Source organism: Spirochaeta dissipatitropha, assembly GCF_054657935.1.
This window is the reverse complement of record NZ_BAAHXT010000018.1, coordinates 12,554-33,387: the sequence shown is the minus strand read 5'-3', so window position 1 is coordinate 33,387 and position 20,834 is coordinate 12,554. Positions and strand designations below refer to the sequence as shown.

Below are 20,834 nucleotides of genomic sequence, written 5' to 3'. Positions count from 1 at the left end.
ATGGGTTTCAGAGGTTCAGTAATAAACCCCGACCGTTTTGATTGGTCGCAAATCAAATTTTATCTCATTCTCATACCGATCAGCATCTTCATGATTCTGCCGATTATTTTTATTATCAATCAAGCTTTCAAGCCTTTGGATGAACTTTTTCTGTTTCCTCCCAGAATTCTGGTTCGGCGCCCGACCACTGAGAGTTTCCGTTTGTTGTTTCAGACGGGTGGTTCTACCGGGGTGCCAATGAGCCGTTATCTTATGAATTCGGTTCTGCTTGCCGCAATAACTGTATTCCTGAACATTCTTTTTTCGGTCTTTGCTGGTTATGCATTGAGTAAGCGTAAATTCAGCTGGAAAAGTAGGCTATTCAAGATCAACCAGATGGCCTTGATGTTTGTTCCGGTTGCAGTAGTCATTCCAAGATATCTGGTGCTGGTTAATTTAGGTATCACCAACACAATGTGGGCACATATTCTTCCAATGCTGGCAATGCCTGTATCCTTGTTTCTGATCAAGCAGTTTATTGATCAGATTCCCGACAGCCTTCTTGAGGCTGCAAGGATAGATGGTGCAGGAGATTATCAGATTTTATTCAGGGTTGTAGTTCCGCTGATTAAACCAGCGCTTGCAACCGTAGCAATTTTGACGTTTCAGCTGGTCTGGAATAATCCTGAAGCATCCAATTATTTCGTAGAAGATGAAACACTCAAAACCTTTGTGTTTTATCTTTCTACTTTGACATTTGGACCTGCCGCAGGAGCAATGCATATTGCCGGTGCTGGTATGGCGGCCGCTGCAGGCTTGATTCTATTTCTGCCAAATCTGCTGATTTTCGTTTTTATGCAGTCACAGGTCATGAATACCATGAGCCATTCCGGAATTAAATAGGGTGGTATGATGAAAAAAATTGCAATAGTGTTAGTGCTGCTGTGTCTGGTTTTACCGCTTGCAGCACAAAGAGCTACAACTTATACCTACACCCCGAATCCGAAAGGCTCCGGTTTTTTTACCAGAACCGGTGATGCCTATCTTCCGGGGGCAACAATTACCGAGCTCGGTCTGGTACAACCTCAGGATCTCTTTATTGATTCAGATAATTTGCTGTACATTGCCGACACCGGTAATCGACGGATTATCCTTTTTGATCCAGAGACAGAAACTGTTATCAACGAAATCGTTCATCCAGACATGATAGGACCGGCAGGGCTGTGGGTTACACGTGACCGACTTATCTACGCAGCCGATCCCCGAGCCAGGACTGTATTTGTATTTCGCATAGACGGAAGTTATGTTCGCCGATATGAACGTCCTACTCAGTTGTCTTTTGGCAACAGACAGTTCGCTCCGCGTAAGATCAGTGTTGATACTGCCGGGAACATGTATATCATCGGGGAGGGTTTGTACGATGGTGTTATACAGCTCTCTCCGGACGGGAATTTTCTTGGATACTTTACCAGCAACAAGATCCAGCTATCAATTATTGAGCGTTTACAGGACCTGTTTTTTACAGATGCCCAGAAGGCAAACCTGCTTGATCGGGTTCCGGTAACTTTTTCCAACCTTTTTCTTGATCGGCAGAATATTTTGTATACAAGCAGTATCGGTGATCATCCAAGAGCGATCAAGAAACATAATGCCGCTGGATTTTCCATTATGACTGCGGGAATACGTCCCCAGTCCGCACCTGTAGATCTCTGGGTAGATCCATCCGGTATTATTGTTGTGGTATTTGATCAGGGGCAGACAATTATCTACTCGAATGAAGGTGATGTAATCGCATCTTTTGGCTATACCAGACAGAGCGATGATATTATCGGCTTATTCACCCGGCCGACGGCAGTGGCAATCGATTCTGTTGGACGGCTGTGGTATCTGGATGGCGAGAAGGGCTTCCTTCAATCCTACGAACCAACACCATACATTACAAATACCTATCGTGCCCTGGAACTCTTCGATGAAGGTCGTTACCGGGAGTCGATTGAAGTCTGGCAGGAGGTGCTGAAGGTAAATCAGGTATCGCAGATCGCTCACCTGTCCATTGGTAAGAACTATCTGTTTCTTCGTGACTATAACCGAGCTATGTATCATACCCGAATAGCCAATAACCGCGAGTTTTACTCAGCTAGTTTCTGGGAGATCCGTAATGTCTGGCTGCAGCGGAATATTATGTATATTGTACTTCTTATAGTACTTTCCATGACCATTGGACCTGTTTTTCGATTATTGCGTAAAAAGATCCCGGCTCTGGATACGATCTTTGATCCGTTTCGAAGGTTTGCTGCTGTACCGTTTGTGAATGATGTCCTGTATCAATTCACCATTATGAAGAAACCGTCGGACGGGTTTTATTACCTGCGACACCGTCAGAAAGGCAGTACAGCCGCGGCTGTATTTTTGCTGCTAACCTTTTTTATAGTATTTCTGTTGAATCTGACAAGCAAGGGTTTTATCTTCCAGCAAGTCTTTATTGAAGACATTGATTTCACCAGTATAGTGATTGGTTTCTTTGGCGGTATATTTCTGTTTATCCTCTGCAACTATCTTGGAACCAGCGTCAACGACGGACGCGGGGGCATGTCCGATCTGTTCAGAATGTTCGCGTATTCACTCGCTCCACTGGGGCTGGCACTGCTTTTATCAACCGTGTTGACCCATATTCTCACACTGAATGAAGTATTTGCTATTCAATTGATTATGATCATTGGGTGGACATGGTCTATCGTGCTGCTGTTGGTCGGGGTAAAGGAAGTTCATGACTATGGATTACAGGGAACTCTGTTCAGTATTGCTTTCTCACTTATGTTTATGTTGGTGCTCATAATTGTCATGGTGATCCTTACAGTAATGGGACAGCAGCTGTATCAGTTCATTATGGCTCTCGTGAAGGAGTTTCTGCGAAATGTTAGTTAAACGTATTTCATTTATAGTGTACATCATGATGATCGCGGGGCATGTCTTTGCAGGCACTGCTCATGTGCTCACACCTCGGGCGACAGCTCCAGCACCTGAAGTCAGTCAGTATAATCCAGACCTGGATGATTCCTACGAGCTGCTGTACCAGGGTGATCCTGTTGAGCTGTATTTTCGTGAGGACAGAGGAATCTTTGCTCTCAAAGATATCAGAAACGGCTATGTCTGGAAGACCGGGCTGGATTTACCCTTTAACGTAGATATACGCGACCTTGTCGACCGGGGTGGTGTTGACCCCGACGAACTGCCGCCACTGGAGGCACGGCTCAACACCACTTTTACCGGGATTGCCAATTCCGTGCTTTCTATTGAATTCTTTGACAATGCTAATAATATCCGACGGATCGGCAGTTCGGCCCAACGTAATGTAAGCCGGTCACTGCGTGTACTTCCGGGGAGCGGCTGGTCAGCAGAGATGAGTATCAGCTTTGAGGATATCGATCTACAGCTGCTGCTTCAGATCAGGCTGGATGGGGACGAGCTGAGTCTGAGCATTCCTGATGATGCTGTGTCCGGTTCCGGTCAACGGAGATTAGCCTCCATCAATCTGATGCCCTTCTTCGGTGCCTCGGGTGGTCGACAGCTGCTCTGGGATCCCGAGCGGCAGGATTTCACCATCCAGGTCAAGAAACCTGCTCCGACAGGCTATGTAGTCGTTCCCGATGGATCCGGCTCTTTGATACGCTTTAGAGACAACTCTGATCAATTCTCCGAATACAGGGCGAGAATTTATGGCCCGGATCTCAGCCAGGGGTCGATGTACAGCAGCATGGAAGATTTTTCGGTAGCCCCGAGGCAAAATCTCATGCCGCTTTTCGGCATAGTGCACGGGCGTAATCAAAATGCCTTTGCTGCATATGCTGTGTCTGGAGCTGAACATCTGGAGATCATAACCTTTCCCCAGGAGAACACCACCAATTATACTCATGCCTATCCTCGTTTTGTATACAACAGATTGTACTATCAGGTTTATAATCAGCGTGGAGATGGTTATTTCAGGATACTGGAAAATCGAAACAGGTTTGATCTGGAAATGAGGTATAGATTCCTTCAAGGGGAGTCTGATTCCACTCGTAATCATGCAGCAGACTATACTGGTATTGCCCAGGCATACCGGCAATTCCTTGAAGAAACCAACCAGCTTCCAGATCGTGATCCCGGAACAGGTAGTGAGACTGCTCTTGCCGGTAACAGGCGGGATATTCCTTTACGTATAGACTTTGTTATGGCTGATGTCAGCAAAGGTATTGTCGGACACAATCACCAGGTCACCACCACTATTGCTGATGTAAGAGAGATCATTACTGATCTACAATCTGAAGGAATCACTGAGTTGTCAACAGGTTTTATAGGTTACGCCCGAGGCGGGACGGTTCTATCTACTCCCGGCAGACTCCGGTTGCTTCCGGCGGTAGGTCGTTCCGGTGAATGGTCATCTGTGCTTGAATCCCTGGCAGAGCAGGGTGTTGACGCAAGTTTTAGTCGGGACTATATACGTATTGCAGAAGGGCAGATTCTGCCTTGGGGCAATGTGATCCGTGCAGCCAGCGGATGGTATACCGAACGCTCGACAATACAGGCCAATGCCCCGGTCAACCGATTCTACTTTGCAAAAGCCGCACGTTCCGTTGAATGGCTGAGACGGGAAACTGAGCTCATGACAGGTGTCGGTGCTACTTCAGTCAGTATCGATGGAATTGGAAGACGGCTGCTGAGTGATTTTCCTCCTGACGGGATGATATCCCGGGGCGATACAATCGCCATTTACCAGTCTGCTCTGGAAGAACTCTCAAGGACAACCAGTCTGAATCTGTATCAGCCCAATCAGTATCTCTGGAAATATACCAGCCGCTTTCTGAATACACCGGTCTTTTCGACCCAATATCTCCTTCAGACCGATACCGTGCCTCTGCTTCAGATGGTGCTGCAGGGTACCATGGATATGTTTGCCCAGTACAGTAATTTCTCTTTTTCCAGCAGGCAGGATATGCTTCGGATGATTGATTATAACGTATACCCAAGTTTTCTGATCACAAAAGAATCCAGTCATGCCCTGCTGCTGACCAACTCGGCAGAATTCTATTCAACCGAGTACAGCAACTATCGCGACCTTATTCTGGAGGTATATCAAAAGGTCAATGGTGCTTTACGTGAAGTTATGGATGCTCGCTGGCTGAACCGTGAGGTACTATCGCCGGGAATAATACTGAATACCTATGATAACGGAGTACAGATTCTGATCAACTATACAAAACAAACGGTGACACATGCCGGAGAGAGCATTCAGCCTGAGTCGGCACATGTCTTTCATATGTCAGGAGGTGTGCAATGAGCAAACTACGTCATGAAAATATATCCGGCTACAGTTTCCTTGCACTCTGGCTGATCGGCTTTATCCTGTTTACTGTCTTTCCCTTGCTGTACACATTTTTTCTGAGTTTTCACGATGTACAATTGACTGTTCAAGGCTGGCAGACTACCTGGATCGGACTTGAAAACTATATCTCGGCCTTGCTCAGAAATACGCAGTTTGTACCAGGGCTGATTGAGTTTGTAATCATAGAGACCGTGTATACAACGGTTATTTTGATTATATCTTTTATTCTGGCACTGATTCTGAACCAGCGTCTCCCATTCCGCCTGGGGTTCCGGCTGATTTTTTTCCTGCCGGTTATCATTTTGTCCGGTTCGGTAATGATCCAGCTTATGGAATCTGGTACGACACAGATGGTGCAGTATTTCGAGAGAATCTTTCTGATCCGAATGATAGACAGTTACAGTTCCCTCCTGGCTGCAGGACTCGAGATGCTGCTGGAAAACTTTATTCTGATTCTCTGGTTTACCGGAATACCGATTATTCTGTTTCTTAACATTTTGCAGAAAATCAATCCGAGTGTACTTGAAGCTGCCCGGATAGACGGCGCCAATGGATGGCAAATTCTGTGGAAAATAATCATCCCTTATGTTCGCCCGGTTGCACTGACTGCTGCTATTTTCACAATCGTTCAGATAGGACTTTTTCCGATTAATCCTGTCTATGATCTCATCCGCAATGCGAGCTTTAATACTGCATCTGGTCTGGGAATCGCAAGTACCCTGTCCTGGCTGTACAGCCTGGTTCTGCTATCGCTTATCGGGGTCGTTTATCTGCTGCTGAAACAACGGGAGGATGTATGAGCACCACTGTATTGCAAAAACTGAAAGCTAAAGCAAAAGTATTTTATTTCAAGGAAATACGGCAGAAGGGCAGGCTTTTCAATCTTGTTCTGGTAGCGATTTTGCTGGCATTTTCATATGTCTTTCTGTATCCATTGCTGCGCATGATTACCATGTCTATTATGAGCCAGGCTGATCTTCTGAATCCGGAGGTCAGCTGGATTCCCCAGGAACTGACCTTCCAGAGTTACCGGGTGGCAGCCTCGGTGTTGCGGCTAGGATCTACATTCTTCAATACTCTCTGGTTTACTACAATTCTGGCCTGTGCGCAGACCTCTGTGACTGCTCTCACCAGCTATGCCTTTGCCCGTTTCAACTTCCGGTTCAAACGCTTCTGGTTTGTGATGGTGCTGGTATCGTTCATCCTGCCGATCCCGGTTCTGCTCATTCCGAGAATCATGATTTTCACGTCTTTTCAGAATTTGACAGGTATCCGCATGTTCGGTACTATCTGGCCTCAGCTTGCCATGACCCTGAGCGGGCAGGGGATCTATTCCGCTATTCTGATTCTCATATTCTACAACTTTTTCAGATTGATTCCTCATAGCCTTGATGAAGCTGCACGGATCGATGGTGCGAATTCGTTTCAGATATTTATCAAGATTTTTCTGGGACTGTCGGTACCTACCTTGTTTACGGTGTTTTTATTCAGTTTCCTGTGGAACTGGAACGAAAGCTATATCACTACGACCTTTGTCCGTGGAGGACTGCGTTTAATCACTCCACAGCTGGCTGTGTTCGACAATAATTTTGTGCAGATGGCCGGATCTTTGCCCGATATGGCAGAGGGGGCTCGCATCAACGAGGCGTACAAGATGGCGGCGACTATGATTTCCATTTTCCCGCTTCTACTCATGTACACCTTTGTGCAGAAGAAATTCATACAGGGGATTGAGCAAACCGGTATTACCGGAGAATAATCTATATTTAGGCTGGCGATCAGCAGGAGAAGAGCATGGCTCTGATGGATATTACGGTCAATACTACGCGAGTTCTCAATTCCATCTGGATGGATCCGGGTATAAGCCGAATTGACTTGTCCCGGGAACTTAATCTCAACAAATCAACCATTACCAAAATAGTCACATCGCTTCTGAGCGAAGGTCTGATCCTGCCGGCAGATGCACCATATGTTACGAGCTCAAAGGGCCGGAAGCCGACCGGCCTTTTCCTTAATAACAGCATGGGAATTATTCTTGGGTTCGAGATACAGACAGACAGCTGGAGCGGTGTGGTTCTGAATCCGAACGGTAATGTTCTTGATACCTTCAGCTCCGGCTACCTTCCATCGGACAGCCAGCTTATGCCTTTGATTGATGATGCAATAATGACAGCCTTATCCCGCGAAAGTGTAATCGGTAAAAGAATTATCGGTGCTGGTATTGCTGTTTCCGGGCAGGTTAATCCCTATGCCGGGATTGTCATTTCTTCAAATCCGCTGAATATCCGGGAACCATTGCATGTTCATGATTTTTGCAAGAAAAAGTATCCTTTCCCGATTGTCATTGAAAACGATGCCAATTGCTGCTGCTGGAGCGTAATCCTGGAAAAGAAAAAAAGTCATGACAGGAATTTTCTCTGTCTGCTGACCGAGCAACGGCGAACAGGCTGGGGAATGGATGAGGACATATCTGAGGTTCGTGGAGTTGCTGTTGGTATGGGCATAGTCATAAAGGACAGTGTGCTCCACGGAGACAATTTCTCTGCTGGCGAATTCCAGAGTGTTTTCAAGTTTATCGAGAATCCGACCCAGTTTGATCTGCCTATACCAGAATTGCCGGAACTCTACACAAAACGTGAACTCTGGGAACGGATCGCACGTGAGCTCAGTCGCAACGTCTCACTGCTAGTGAACGTACTGAATATCTCCATGGTCAAAATATTCGGCAACTTTGTTATCGATGCTCAGAGAATGAAAGAGATCATGGGAGAAGAGATTCGATGGAACTGGTTGTACGACAGTGATGTGAGCTGTGCGATAGAAGTATCAAACAGCGAACCCGAAGCTGTAGCTATAGGTGCCGCCGGGTACTTTCTGCATCGCGTATTTTCTCTTCCTGACATTTGGGAAGCAGGTAACAGTGAGTATCCCGAAGGTGTTGAGCTTCTTCGATTTTCCTGCCGCCCGGGCTGCAGCATGGAGCAGGATTCTTTATCCGGGTATTCCAGCACTAATCAGGCTGTAATGCAGGCATAGGCCTCAAGGGGATTTCTCCTTATGATCTTTTCTATAATACTCCCGTCGATTCTTTGCTCTGCAAAAGGGATGAAGTCATTGATCAAGGCGGTGTAGCCAATAACGTTTCCTCCATTTTCTTCACCGACATGGTACCAGCCTGCATCCTGGCTGAGTAGCACCTGCCTGCTGTATCCGTGTTCAACAAGGAGCCCTAGTTTTTCTGCATGATTATCGTAGTCACCCCAGGCCAGGCCATCAAGTTCGATGTAGCAGCCTCTTCCGGCAACATCCAGAAGATCATTATTGTCAGTGACAAGCTGTGAGTGAACCAGTATCCACTTCGAGGAAGGTACGGATTCAGAATCAAGTATATCCAGAATTTCATGAGCAGCCTCAGCATCTCCACAGTGGGTTGCTATGGTGAGCTCAGTCTCTCTGCAGCAGATAGCTGCCGCGCGCAGGCAGTTCCGGGCTTCAGGGTTTAATGGTCCAGGATTGACAGCAGCTTTTATGAACCCCGGTTTGATGTCTGTACCGTCAATCCCGTATTTGAATTCAGAAATCCAGAGTTCAGCGAGTTTCTCCACCGATGACTGGCGAGCCCACTCTGGAAGATATTCATCCTTGTAAAATCCAGTATTGGTAATTATATGTATATTTGTTTGTTCGGATATGTTTTTGAGCAGTACGGGATCCCGTCCCAGATATGCAGGAGTACAGTCAAAAAACATGTTCACATCCTGAGCTTTCAGCTCTATAAGATAAGGAATGATTCTATCGGCTACCTCAGCCCGGTTCCATCGCTCAGGGCCCGTTTTCTCTGCACCAATAAAATCAACCATAATATGCTCATGTGCCAGAATACGGGAACCCTCCTCTGCCTGGATTTGCCCGCGGACTGTCTGTATTTTATGTAATGCCGTGCTTTCTCCCATAGACTCCCTCCTGTCTGACCGTTTCTAATTCAAGGATAACAGTAGAATGAGATGAGTGCAATCCAGAGTAAATTGCAGAATATTTTATAGTTTACTCATTATTTTCAGATTATATCTTGTTATCGATTCGGGAATAAACTAGAATTACATCTTCTCGGTATGGAGGTTTTTATGGCTAAAGGTCGCAAGCGTATGCTGGGGCTGAGGGTAGTGATCCTTTTGTGTGTAGCCTTGTTTTTAGCAGGTTATACTCTGGGGAGTTTTTATCCAATTACTGATTTTGATGATTCTTCTTTTCTGGGATCCATGATGCGTCCCGGTGACAACAGACATCGGAGATAATCAAAATGAAAAAAGTATTCCTCCTTCTCATGACCATGGTTTTGTCAGGATCCTGTGGTTTATTCAGTGATTTCTCACGTGAAGAGGCTGTGTTTGTCGTTGTGGACAGCAGCAATCAGGTCCTGAATACCTATGAGTATGATTTTCGGGAAAGCAGTTCTCCCTTGCGGACAGTTTCGTATAATAATCCTGCAAGAGATGCCCATGAAAGAAGGTTCAGTTATGATGAACGGGGCTATGTAAGCAGAATGTATGAGAAAGTGCCCGGCCAGGCAGAGCGGGTAATTTCGTTTCAGACCAGTGAAGTGTATGATGAAGACGGAAGACTGATTCAGCTTGTACAGACCAGCTCCCTCGGTGAAGTAATTGAAACCTATTATGGGTATGACGAGACTGGAAGGCTGAGGGGGACTGTAGTCCAGACCGCTGGAAGCACACTTGAGATGAAAGACTATGACAGTCCCGAGTAAACGTTTCCTTACAGCTTTTGTGCTGTTCAATTCGTGTTTGCTTCTGTTCACTGCAAATATCTGGTCACAGACTATGATTACAGGTGTTGAGTTACTCTACAGTCCGGAGTTGATAGATACCCGGATTATAGGTGGTATGCGCAGCCGTTCAGCGAATGCTCCTGCCTCCGGAGTTGATATGCGTGAGCTGCAGGTCGGATCAATATTTCTGACAGAAGACAATATTGCTCGCCGGGTAACCGACATTTATACCCACAATGGTCGTACCATTATAGAAACAGTGGAACCTCGGCCTGAAGATGTTCTGCTTGGAGTTTTTGTTCCTGATTTTGATCTGGTACTGGATGAGACAAATTTACTGCCATTACCACGTGGGGTGAATTATCTGAGGGACAACGACAACTATCCCTCTCATGCTAATCTTCTCTCCGAGCAAGAGAATCCAGCCCTTTCGAAGCTTGGTTCAACTCTCTGGATCGAAACAGATGAACAGGTCAAGGATCTGGAACTCCTGTCGCTTCGGATTGATATTCCACTATGGCAGAGTTCAGTTCCTCAGGAGAGCCGTGATCAGATTGATGGAATGATCGATGCCGGGAATACCAAGGGAACCAATACCGATAATAATGAGACCGATAGCGAATCCGGTGGAAAACCTTCTCTGGAGGTGGGCAAAAGCGGAGAGATCCGGCTCACCGGGGTGCTGCGTTTTACCAAACCACGTGTGAGCGGGGGACTGAAAAAACCAAGCATGAAAGTCAGCTGGATTACTAACTGGTGGCATCCGCCGATTCCCCGGTTTTCCTTCACCAAAGGCTATGGCAGAGCAGAGGTCACCGCTGCGCAGCAGTTTGATTTTCTTTTAAGCGGCACAATGGAGTTAAGTGCAGAAGTCAGTGTTCCAATAGCTATGTTTATGGTTGCTGATCCTACCGGAACTGTTCGTTTTGTTGTTTCGCTTACCGCACGCATTAATCTGGACGGTACAATTACCCTGGGTGCTGAAGTTTCGGAGTACACATATTTGCGTATAGGGGTGCAGGGGGACTTGATATGGCCGATGATACCAACCCGAGCCTCCGGCAATGCAGATTTTTATATGAATGCTGCTTTTCGGCCTTTTGTAGCGGCAGATGCGGAGCTGAGAGCAGGTCTGTATCTGGGCGGCGATTTTAATATCGCAGGAATCAGTGTAGCCAGTCTTGAGGGTGGAGGAGGCTTGTATATTATGGCCACTGGATACATGGAGCCGCTGGGCGTCATGGGTTTCGATACCAGGCGGGGTGGATACGGAAACTTTAATGAGTGGATTCTGTACGTTGCCGCCGAGGCAGGGGCATTTGCCAATGTAGATGCCAGTATACTTTTCTGGAATAAAAATCTGTATTTTCGTCGCTGGCCCTTCTGGGAATTTGTAAACCAATGGGAGTTTTAGTCATGTATTCGTCTGCAATCCGCTTTGTCAGGGTTTTTTGTATCATGCTGCTTATAGTACTGATTTCTGCCTGCCCCCTGTTGCAGCCGCCTGTACTGGATGACTCCGGGATTGACTATAATTCACGAGAAATTGAGTACAGCAGATATATAGATCCTTCAGGGTGGTACCTGGAACCGGTTGAGACGCGTATATATGGTGAAGACGGAAAACTGGAAGGCTTGTTCCGCAATTACTACGAAGATTTCAACAACAGTGACTACTGGTTGCTGGTCAGGACGGAAGTTTTCAACATTGCTGAAAATGGCGATGAACAGTTGAGGGAATACTATTTGTACGAGTATATCGAGAACATATATACCATGTACGATGAAGAGGACGAAGCATTCACGGCCGTATCACATCTGCTTTTACGCGGTGAAGTTTATGGGCCGGATGATTTTTTGTATAACTATTACGAGGTTGATTATGACATCCCGATGCAGAATCAGCCAGATCTCTATACCAGGATTCTGGATTATGCATATGATGCAGACAGCGAATCATATATCGTGATTGGGGAGCAAACTAGCAGCTATCGGATTGTATACAGTTTTGAAATTTCCCCGGGTGTAGATTATGAGTTCTGGGATTATGTAACCGAAAAGGTTTTTCTCATACCCTCGAATGGCGACGAGCTTGAGCTGACCGATGAGTTTGCAAGTTGGTACGATGATTACGGACTGTGGACACATGAACTGTATCATACCGTCCGGAGCAGCGAAGATAACGGCAACGAGCTGTACTACTTCACTAAATACGACTGGAATGACGGGTTTCAGGTGTATTCACAACAGGATTTTCTGTATGACTCTGCAGGCATCCCTGTGCTGTCGACCTCAGATCATCGAAATGGAACCTTCGACGAAGCTGTAATCGGTATGCATGTTCTTGATTTTGAGGCGATCGGTCCACTGCAGGAAACCCTGCTTCTTGCGTATGACGATCTGGGCAATGTTATCCAGAGACTGTTGAAATACCATGGCACAGAACATGAGAGAGTCGTCTACCGCTATAACAGTAATTCAGAAGAAATCTCTATGCAGCGATTTGTCCGTGGGCAGTCATCACCATACGATCGTGAAGAAACCCGCTTCCGGGAAGAGTTCCGTGACGGTGAGTATTATCGTATCCGTGACAAGATGACCTATGCTTCCTGCGACAGCAGTTCGTTCAGATCGGCCCGCACTGTAGTAAGTAATCACAATTATCCAGATCACAGAACCGTATCACAGCCCCTGAAGCGGGTTAGGAGCAATCATGAAAGGTAAAACCTGCCTGGTAGTTGCAGTATTCAGTATACTGTTTGGAATCGCATGGGTTTCTGCAGAAGAGCCTGCTGGTGATCCGGTTTTCTTTATTTCGGGAATCGGTTCTCATGGGTTATATCCGGAACTTGATTACAGACGATTCACATCTGTTCTGACCGCTGTCGGCAGATCCGCATTTATACAGGATATCAGACTTGATCAGGACTTCTCGTGGGAAACTGCACAACGGCTGGATGACAGCAGTGGAGCTATCGGTGGAATCCGGCGTGATCAGAATTTTTCACTTATAGCGAATGCTGATCTGCTCTGGCTTACTCCATTAGGTTCTGCTGTTCTCGGCGCCGGCATAGGGGCGGATTTTGATTGGCGCCAATCGATAGTTGAGATGAATGACTACAATGCCTTTACGCAGCATGAGAAGGAAGAGACAAGCACGGCACCTTATGCATTGCGCAGCATGTTACTCTGGGCTTCCCGGGGAGATACACTGGCTCAGGGTTATCGTCTGAAATATTCCCTTGGCGTCAGCCCCGCAGTTTTTACCTGGCTTACGGATGGAACCCAGGATCCTGTTCTCGAATATGTAAATGATACCTTGAATGATGCAGACCAATATGCCCACCAGGCAGGTATAAGTGGTGACTGGAACAGGCAGCTGGGAAATCTGCTTGTAACAGGTGGATTGTCATATACTTTTGGCTATACATCACGTAGCAATAAATATCTTTCAATTGATACCACCGGTGATGGATACCGTGAAACCGTACTCAGCTATCAGGACTGGTCTGCCCGTAGCGGAACTGGTGGACCGGAGGAGGAAATTACATCCTTCAATCAAAATGACGAGGAATACAGTCATCGAATTGATTTGAATACACTGATCAGAATTACCCTGTCCGATTCGCTGCATCTGCAGCTTTCTGCCTCCTACACTCCGCTTGATATATCCAGTCGAATAAGCTACACCCGGATTGAGACTGATTCAATTCCAGATGACATGAGCTGGGAGGGGGTAAACAGATCCCAGGACTGGGGGAATTTCATGATCGGCGGATCATTGGCAAGCCAGGTTGATTCCGAAAAGGAAGGCATGCGTCTTGGTCTGTATTACAACAGAACAGCCAAAACGGTCTTGCTTGACGGCGCACAGGCGGCAGGACAGCGCTTGTTCCATCGAGATAATCCGGGGCGCTATACCGAGGTCGATTTAGGCCGTGATCCAGTCAGGGGATCGATTATGTCAGCGGTAGATTATCCTTCTCTTACAGTTGTACATGACCTGCAGTTGTTATCCGGCCGTTTCTGGCAGTTTGATAATCAGATACGGATATTCACTGGATTGGAGTTGAATGGTGTACTGCATCAGGAGCATTATCGGGCCTACAATCTGAATACCCGTACGGTTTGGGAAGAAGTCGCTGCTTCCAATGGGCTTGGCTGGCTGCTTCTACCGCAGGTTGGAGTTTCAGTCCCCTTAGGTGAGCGTTGGAGGTGGATTGGTGATATCGGTGCATTCCGTATCCCGGGAGACTACACTCAAACACATAATACTGCTCCTCAGGATCTTTCTGTCGGCAGGGTGACTGAGGACGGAACTCTGGATTTACTTCAGCGTGGTGGAATTGCATTTGCTCTGCGAATGAGGTTTGTACTGCTGCCATGAACATACTGACCTCGGGTATTATTTTTATTCTGATGATAATCGCTGCGTTCTTTTCGATGAAGCAGCGTTTCTCCGGTCCCTACAGTCTTGCCGCAGCCGCAATTGCCGGGTACTGGCTGATAGTAACTTTTGGCGAAGCAGTGCGTGTACTTTTAGAACCGGGAGCACTGGTCACAGAAATGCCGGTACCGGCAGGTATAACCTTGCTTCTCATGGCGTCCGGATGGGAAAAAATGCTGCGAAGTCATAAGAAGACTTATAATTCTGCATCTGCTCGCCGACTCTGGGCAGCCATTGTGCTCATTTTTCCTGCAGGAGTTATTGTACTGCTTCTGCGCAATCCAGACGTTCTGTCAATCTATGGTTCAGTAGTTCTCATTCTGCAGTCCATATTATTTCTGAGCCTGCTCCTGTGTGCCGATGCCCGTTTCGGTTTTCTCGTTCTGACTGCAGGGTCTGTACTCATGGCGGAGGTTCTGCTCTTGCTGGCTTTTGTACCTGAGACTGCAGTTCTTGGGGTACTTGAATCTCTTCCCTTGATCATTGCTCCCCTGGTTTTTCTGATCGGACTAGGAAGATGTAAAGGAGTCGAGCATGATTAATGCGGTATATTTCAGTTTTATACTGCCTCTGCTTTTTTTGATACTGGTGACCAAAGGAGAAAGCCGATCCCTGATTCTTCTATTTGCATGGGGACTGACTGCAGCACTGACGGTGTATACGATGACAGATTTACTCGCACGGTACAGTACGATTTCGCTGGAAATCCAGCTGGTATATATAATCCCGGGTATGGAGGAATTTATCAAGATTCTTCCCCTGTTTATTCTGTTCCCGAAGGTGAACCGCAGCCTGCGCTATAGTTTACCACGCTATGCAATGGCCTCTGGCATCGGGTTTTCAATTCTGGAGAATTATGTGTATCTGTCGCTGCTATACGCAGACGGATCCAACCCTGTGTTGTTTATACTGCTACGCAGTCTCACTGCCTGTCTCATGCATGGATCAGCATCCGCTTTAATCGGACTCGGGCTTCAGTATTTGCTGAACTATGGGTATATGTCCATTCAATTGATTATTGGCTTCTTTCTCTCTGCAGTTGCTCTGCATGCCTTGTACAATCTCCTGGGTATGCATCCTGTATGGGCGCCTATAGGATTTCTGCTTCCTCTGGCAGCCTTTGGTTTTCTGTTGTACCCGCTCAATGCATTCGGAATACATGTCTCACGGAGAGTCCCTGCTAAAAATGGAGGTGCCGATAATGCGTAGAGATAGGTTGAAGAGACGATTTGTAATTCCCTTGGCGACACTTTTTCTTGCTCTTGCTGGCTGCGGACTGCCTCTGCAGGATGCGGATGGGCGTCTGGTATTTCCTGACTTTGTCGAATATAGATCGATACGTGGGGGAGTGCGTGGCGAAATAATCTTCGGTGAATTATTGGTCGGTGGTGAAGCAGTTATTCCCCTGCGGATCAAGAACAGCGGAAACAGGACACTGAGCCTGACTTCACTGGCAATTGCAGGCGAAGGCTTTGATTTTCTGAACAGAAAGGCACCCGACTTCCCCTTACAGATTCCATCCGGAGAGATTCGAACCGTGTATATAGGCTTCTATCCCCAACGGAACGGTGATCATAGCGGGCTAGCTGCTGTTTCTGTTGATGGTTCGACCAGCTATATTCTCATGAACGGCACCGGTGTGTGGGAAGTCAGGCTATCCATAGGAAGTGAAGATGGAGAAATCCTGGCACCTGTTAGCGTGAATCAAACCGGAGCTGAGCATGAAGCTGTAATAACAACAGTTGACGGCCGTCTACAGCTTGCGGCAGAAGCTGCTTTCCTGCGTAAGTTTTCAGGATGGCAGGTAATTGGCAGCCCGAAAAATGATCCTGTTTTCCAGGATTCGCTTGCAGCTGTGACTGAGGTATTTGTTACCGCACATACGCATATCCAGGCTATCTTTCTGAATCCATGGGTATTCTTCCCGGATCCACATGCTAATCTGCAGGATGCCGTTAATGCTGTAACCTTGGATGCCGACAAGGAAGGCGTCATAATTCTCAATGGAACACACTCCCTGAATTATGATGTTTCTGTTCCAGCAGGGGTCTCACTTTATGGGGGGTATAAGTATACCACGAATCCGCAAGAACCGGAAGACCGAAAATACCGTAGTCCGAATGACCGGATAGAGCTTGACTTCAGGAGTGTTCTCGAGTTCAGTAATGGAGAAAAGAGCTTGAGTATCGAGTCGGGAGACGGTATAACCATTGAAGGACTGACGATTCAACGGAGCACAGACGGAACGAGTCCCGTTGTAGACATTCGGCCCGGTGCCAGCCCGGTACTGCAGTACAATACCATTAATTCCAGTGGTGAAACCGAGGCTGTACGGATTCAGCAGGCAGCGCCGCTGCTGCGGCATAATCTGCTGCAGGGCGGCAACGCCCCGGAATACAGTAGAACTATTTTCGTGACCGGCCGCAGTCAAATCAGTAACCGAAAGACTGTGCTCGAATACAATGATATCCGAGGGGGTAATACAAGCGCCCCGTACTCACGGGTCTATACCGTCCGCTTATATGATACCGATCCGGTTTTCTTTCGGAATACCATTACCAGCGGCAACGCAGGTGGCAGCGGATCCCGAAGTCATGCACTGTATATTGACTGGGAAAACCAGCCATTGTTTGTAGGTAACCAGATATCCGGCGGGCTTGCTCCGGGCATTGGAGGTGAAACCTATGGTATCTACTTCATTAACAACGGAAAATCCACGCTTCGTTACAATTCAATAGATGCCGGCAGTGCTTCAGGCACAGCACATGCACTCTATTCTGCCTACGGAACAAACTATTATCTTCGATGGAATAATTTTTCTGCAAGCGGCAGCAGCTACGGAATCTATCTTGGTGCAAATGGCCGTGTCCGACGTGTGGTGAACAATGGCTTTCATGGTTTTTCCACCGGTATGCAGTATAGGTTGATTCAGGGTGATGTCCTTTTGACAGTTGATGATCTGAATGATTTCTACAATACTGATTCCAACAAGTCCGGGACGGTATCTTATACCATTCCAGATGAACCAGGTAAACAGGAGTGGGAATAATGAAAACTGCTTCAATACTGATCTGTACAGCTTTACTCACGGTCCTTCTGGGAAGCTGCCCGACACCCTACACAGGAGATATCCTCCTTGCAGAACGGATTATCCGGGTAGATATAGAAAACCGGCTTTTCAATGTATACGGCAGCCCGGACTCCCGGACATGGTTATGGGGTCTGGGTGCCGATAAGCTGACAATAACAGTGCGCACAGATGCCGCTGATTTCACTCATGAACTGAGACCTTCTGAACTTGACACTTCTTATGATTATACTGCTGTTGCAATTGAAGTACATGGAAGGCTGCTTGAAGTAGAACTCAGCGCAGGAGGTATACGAAACTACAAGGCTTTCATACGCGATGTCCCTGACCCGTCCTACTGGGAGGGTTGGCAGACCTTTGCGAATCTTACGCGCTTCAGGGCGTTCCCATTGATCGACGGTGATTCAGCTGCAGGCAGTGAGATTGTACTCGAGGCTGCACCCAGGGGAGGGGTCGGGCTATTATCTGACACCGGCGCCGGGGATCCAGATTTTGTACAGACTGACCGGGGTCATACACTTATTAGTGGGCAGATAGCATTACAACCTCAATTCCGTGAACACCCATCCGGGCTGGAATACTACTTCTATTACACCACAGTACAGGAAGATCTGAAAAGTCTTTATGGAGTTGCAGATAATTTCGACTCAGGCTACTTCGATGATCCCTGGGTCGATAACTGGACAGTGACGGAAATGACTTCCACGGGACGCAACGTAGGCGTGCAGAATATACGGCTTATACATTCTCATACCAGTCCACGCGATGCGATGGATCCGATGGGAGATGGACTGAGATCAATTCTTATTGATTTGACAGGCAGATCAAATTTTGATGATCTCATCGGCAGGTATCTGGTCGGCGGACTGGTAATTCATGCCGATGGGCTGCAGGTTGCCAGTCGTATGGTCTGTATAGAAATCCGTTGAGTCAGCACGCGTATCAGGAGACACTATTTACGTGTTTCTTCTTTATGCCAAGTAAGGTAGGCAGTAAGCTCAGGGAAAAAAAAGCACTGAGTACCATGGTTACCCACATGAGCAAGCTAAGTATGACGTGGATCCTGAATGGACTGAGATTCATCGCACTGAAGCCGATTGCCAGTCCGATTGCATTTGCGAGAATTGGACTGGCAACATAATCCAGTGCCTGACCAGCAGGATTACTTTGACTGCTGTCTTCACCGGCTCTGTCTTTCGCATAACGGTACAGGGAGATATAGTGAATAGCGTAATCCACACCTACACCTACGGTAAGACCGGTCATAATACCGGATACAATACTTAACTCCAGCCCGGCAAACCCCATGAAACCAAACAGAGAAACCAGGGTCAGGCTGATCGGCAGGCCGGAAAGCAGCCCGAGTTTCAGGCTTTTCTGGGTCAGGCTGGAGAGAACGATTACCAGAACAAGCGCCAGAACAAGTGAATAGAACTGCTGATGGATAATCCGGTCATTCATCTCTTTCATGGCGAAGACCGTACTCACTGGTTCCAGAACTATACCATGTTCACGGCTGACCTCGGAAGCAGTTGCCAGAAATCCATCCAGCGTCTCGTTGGTCAGATCCGGGAGAAAGAAAAAAGCCCGACCATACCCTTCGGGAGAATAGAATGAGTCAATAAGTTCAGGGTGAAAGTTTTCTATGGCGGCCAGAAGCATGGATTGTGCAGCTGAACCCTCAGGCAGGCCTGCCTGACCAGGCTCACCGGGACGGTCATTCATCATAGACGCCATGGCGGATAAGGCTTGATACAGGGAAATACTGTTATTTGTAATACCGGAGCGGGCAATCCGTTGCTGGAAATCTGTTACTGCCTCTGCGGCAGCTGAATCGAAAACACTGTCTGTTTCAAAGAGTAAGCTTACAGGAATAGCACCGCCCAGGATCTCGCTGGTTTTTTCAATACTCTGCCTGACATCGGTATTCTGCTTGTACATGGACAGCATCGAGAAGTCTGCACGCACCAGAAATATGCCCGGGATAGATACTGCGAACAGGATTAGGGTAATAACAATAGCAGGTTTTCCCTGAATTACTCTCAGGTACTCAAGTACTATATTTCTGGATGAACCACCTTTTCGTCGGAGCGGCTTGAGTTTCAGCAGAAATACCGGAAGCACAATCCAGGTTGCGAGACCTGCCAGGGCAATACCCCAGGCTGCGGCTATGCCCATCTCGCGGATTGCAGGACTGTCTATAAGCATGAGCGACAGAAAGCCCGCCATGGTAGTCAGTGAAGTCATAATGATCGGGATTCCAACAGCCTCGAGAGTAGATGCAACAGCGCGTGAATTGCTGACTCCTTCGGCCAGGCGGTCCATAACATGGCTGGTAACATGCAGACCATCGGCACTGCCCAATACAATAATAAAAACCGGAACCAAAACAGAAATTATGGAAATACTGCCGCTGATCCAGCTTATGGTTCCAAGTGTAAACAGACCGCCTAAAACTGCCGGGATCATACTCAGTAACGTAGCCTTGGTGCTTCCTATACGCAGGCGGAATACCAGGAGTAAAAGCAGAATGGCTGCAGGCGGCAGGAAAATAAGCAATGACTGAACGTAATGATATACCTTTCCCTGTAGGTAGGGCTCACCGGACAACAGATAGTCACGGCTGAGTGAATCAGCACGTGTTTCGATATCTGCAATTACCTGTCCAGGTGATTCTGACTGCTCATCCAGTGAAATACGGATTGTCACCCAGTAGCCGCCTTCTGTTCTCGCAGCCAAGGGACTCTGCCCGCTTATGCTCTCCAGCAGTCTGAGACCTTGACTGAATTCTTCCGGAGACAGCTCCTGGCCCTGTTGAGACTGCAGCAGACCGGGAGGAATGGGAAACTGTGCAGACTGAATACCGGGAATAGAGGAGAGATCCCGGGAAATCCCATTGAGCATCTCAAGATCTTCAGGGGAACCGTCAGTCTGTACCAGGAATAAAAGTTGATTTGAATCCCCGAAAAGCATTCCCATTTTCTGAACAAGAGGCAATTGAGCAGACTGACTCGGCATGAAAACAGTGAAATCAGTATTTATATGTACCTGATGGATTCCGACTGCTGAAGCAATCATAAGAAAAAGGGTAAGAATAAGGACAAGAGAACCATGACGGTCGAGAAATGAAACAAGGCGTTCGAATGCTTTCATATAACACCCCTGGAAAAAA

General features: G+C 47.2%; 17 protein-coding genes. 15 read left to right on the top strand and 2 right to left on the bottom strand.

The features are described from left to right. From ACYQ2L_RS16005 to ACYQ2L_RS15980, 6 genes are read left to right on the top strand one after another with little or no spacing between them, the layout of a single operon-like run. Window positions 1–882, top strand: coding sequence for a carbohydrate ABC transporter permease (locus tag ACYQ2L_RS16005; protein WP_460057841.1), 882 nt, complete (start codon window positions 1–3; stop codon window positions 880–882). A gap of 6 nt (window positions 883–888) precedes the next feature. Then, window positions 889–2,904: a YIP1 family protein gene (locus tag ACYQ2L_RS16000; protein WP_460057839.1), complete on the top strand. Its 2,016-nt coding sequence runs from the start codon at window positions 889–891 to the stop codon at window positions 2,902–2,904. Continuing rightward, complete coding sequence (locus tag ACYQ2L_RS15995) at window positions 2,894–5,296, top strand: DUF5696 domain-containing protein (protein WP_460057837.1); 2,403 nt, start codon at window positions 2,894–2,896, stop codon at window positions 5,294–5,296. Before ACYQ2L_RS16000 ends, ACYQ2L_RS15995 begins: the two co-directional genes overlap by 11 nt. Next, window positions 5,293–6,141, top strand: coding sequence for a carbohydrate ABC transporter permease (locus ACYQ2L_RS15990; protein WP_460057835.1), 849 nt, complete (start codon window positions 5,293–5,295; stop codon window positions 6,139–6,141). The genes ACYQ2L_RS15995 and ACYQ2L_RS15990 overlap by 4 nt, the downstream gene beginning before the upstream one ends. Then, window positions 6,138–7,100, top strand: a complete 963-nt coding sequence (locus tag ACYQ2L_RS15985) for a carbohydrate ABC transporter permease (protein WP_460057833.1) — start codon at window positions 6,138–6,140, stop codon at window positions 7,098–7,100. The genes ACYQ2L_RS15990 and ACYQ2L_RS15985 overlap by 4 nt, the downstream gene beginning before the upstream one ends. A gap of 35 nt (window positions 7,101–7,135) precedes the next feature. Continuing rightward, entirely contained in the window at window positions 7,136–8,377 is a 1,242-nt protein-coding gene (locus ACYQ2L_RS15980; protein ID WP_460057831.1) for an ROK family transcriptional regulator, read from the top strand. Here the strand turns inward: ACYQ2L_RS15980 and ACYQ2L_RS15975 are convergent. Continuing rightward, the gene (locus ACYQ2L_RS15975; RefSeq protein WP_460057829.1) at window positions 8,356–9,294 is read right to left on the bottom strand and encodes a phosphotriesterase family protein; all 939 of its coding nucleotides are present in this window, start codon (window positions 9,292–9,294) and stop codon (window positions 8,356–8,358) included. The genes ACYQ2L_RS15980 and ACYQ2L_RS15975 overlap by 22 nt on opposite strands. A gap of 171 nt (window positions 9,295–9,465) precedes the next feature. On the opposite strand from ACYQ2L_RS15975, the gene ACYQ2L_RS15970 reads away from it, so the two are divergent. The 9 genes from ACYQ2L_RS15970 to ACYQ2L_RS15930 are packed head-to-tail and all read left to right on the top strand — an operon-like array spanning window position 9,466 to window position 18,591. Beyond that, window positions 9,466–9,636, top strand: a complete 171-nt coding sequence (locus ACYQ2L_RS15970; RefSeq protein ID WP_460057827.1) for a hypothetical protein — start codon at window positions 9,466–9,468, stop codon at window positions 9,634–9,636. Window positions 9,637–9,641: 5 nt separating this feature from the next. Next, a complete protein-coding gene (locus ACYQ2L_RS15965) occupies window positions 9,642–10,106 on the top strand; it encodes a hypothetical protein (protein ID WP_460057825.1) in 465 nt (154 codons plus the stop codon). Next, window positions 10,090–11,541 carry a hypothetical protein gene (locus ACYQ2L_RS15960; RefSeq protein ID WP_460057823.1) on the top strand — a complete coding sequence of 484 codons (1,452 nt, stop codon included), beginning with the start codon at window positions 10,090–10,092 and terminating at the stop codon, window positions 11,539–11,541. The genes ACYQ2L_RS15965 and ACYQ2L_RS15960 overlap by 17 nt, the downstream gene beginning before the upstream one ends. A gap of 2 nt (window positions 11,542–11,543) precedes the next feature. Then, window positions 11,544–12,851 (top strand): hypothetical protein, encoded by a 1,308-nt coding sequence (locus tag ACYQ2L_RS15955; RefSeq protein ID WP_460057821.1) that lies wholly within the window; start codon window positions 11,544–11,546, stop codon window positions 12,849–12,851. Continuing rightward, window positions 12,841–14,514, top strand: coding sequence for a hypothetical protein (locus ACYQ2L_RS15950; RefSeq protein ID WP_460057819.1), 1,674 nt, complete (start codon window positions 12,841–12,843; stop codon window positions 14,512–14,514). The genes ACYQ2L_RS15955 and ACYQ2L_RS15950 overlap by 11 nt, the downstream gene beginning before the upstream one ends. Beyond that, complete coding sequence (locus tag ACYQ2L_RS15945; RefSeq protein WP_460057817.1) at window positions 14,511–15,116, top strand: hypothetical protein; 606 nt, start codon at window positions 14,511–14,513, stop codon at window positions 15,114–15,116. Before ACYQ2L_RS15950 ends, ACYQ2L_RS15945 begins: the two co-directional genes overlap by 4 nt. After that, window positions 15,109–15,783 carry a PrsW family glutamic-type intramembrane protease gene (locus ACYQ2L_RS15940; RefSeq protein ID WP_460057815.1) on the top strand — a complete coding sequence of 225 codons (675 nt, stop codon included), beginning with the start codon at window positions 15,109–15,111 and terminating at the stop codon, window positions 15,781–15,783. The genes ACYQ2L_RS15945 and ACYQ2L_RS15940 overlap by 8 nt, the downstream gene beginning before the upstream one ends. Then, window positions 15,776–17,623 (top strand): right-handed parallel beta-helix repeat-containing protein, encoded by a 1,848-nt coding sequence (locus tag ACYQ2L_RS15935; RefSeq protein ID WP_460057812.1) that lies wholly within the window; start codon window positions 15,776–15,778, stop codon window positions 17,621–17,623. The genes ACYQ2L_RS15940 and ACYQ2L_RS15935 overlap by 8 nt, the downstream gene beginning before the upstream one ends. Beyond that, window positions 17,623–18,591, top strand: a complete 969-nt coding sequence (locus tag ACYQ2L_RS15930) for a hypothetical protein (RefSeq protein WP_460057810.1) — start codon at window positions 17,623–17,625, stop codon at window positions 18,589–18,591. The genes ACYQ2L_RS15935 and ACYQ2L_RS15930 overlap by 1 nt, the downstream gene beginning before the upstream one ends. Before the next feature lie 13 nt (window positions 18,592–18,604). On the opposite strand, the gene ACYQ2L_RS15925 is transcribed toward ACYQ2L_RS15930, so the two are convergent. Continuing rightward, a complete protein-coding gene (locus ACYQ2L_RS15925) occupies window positions 18,605–20,815 on the bottom strand; it encodes an efflux RND transporter permease subunit (RefSeq protein WP_460057807.1) in 2,211 nt (736 codons plus the stop codon). Window positions 20,816–20,834: the final 19 nt, after the last annotated feature.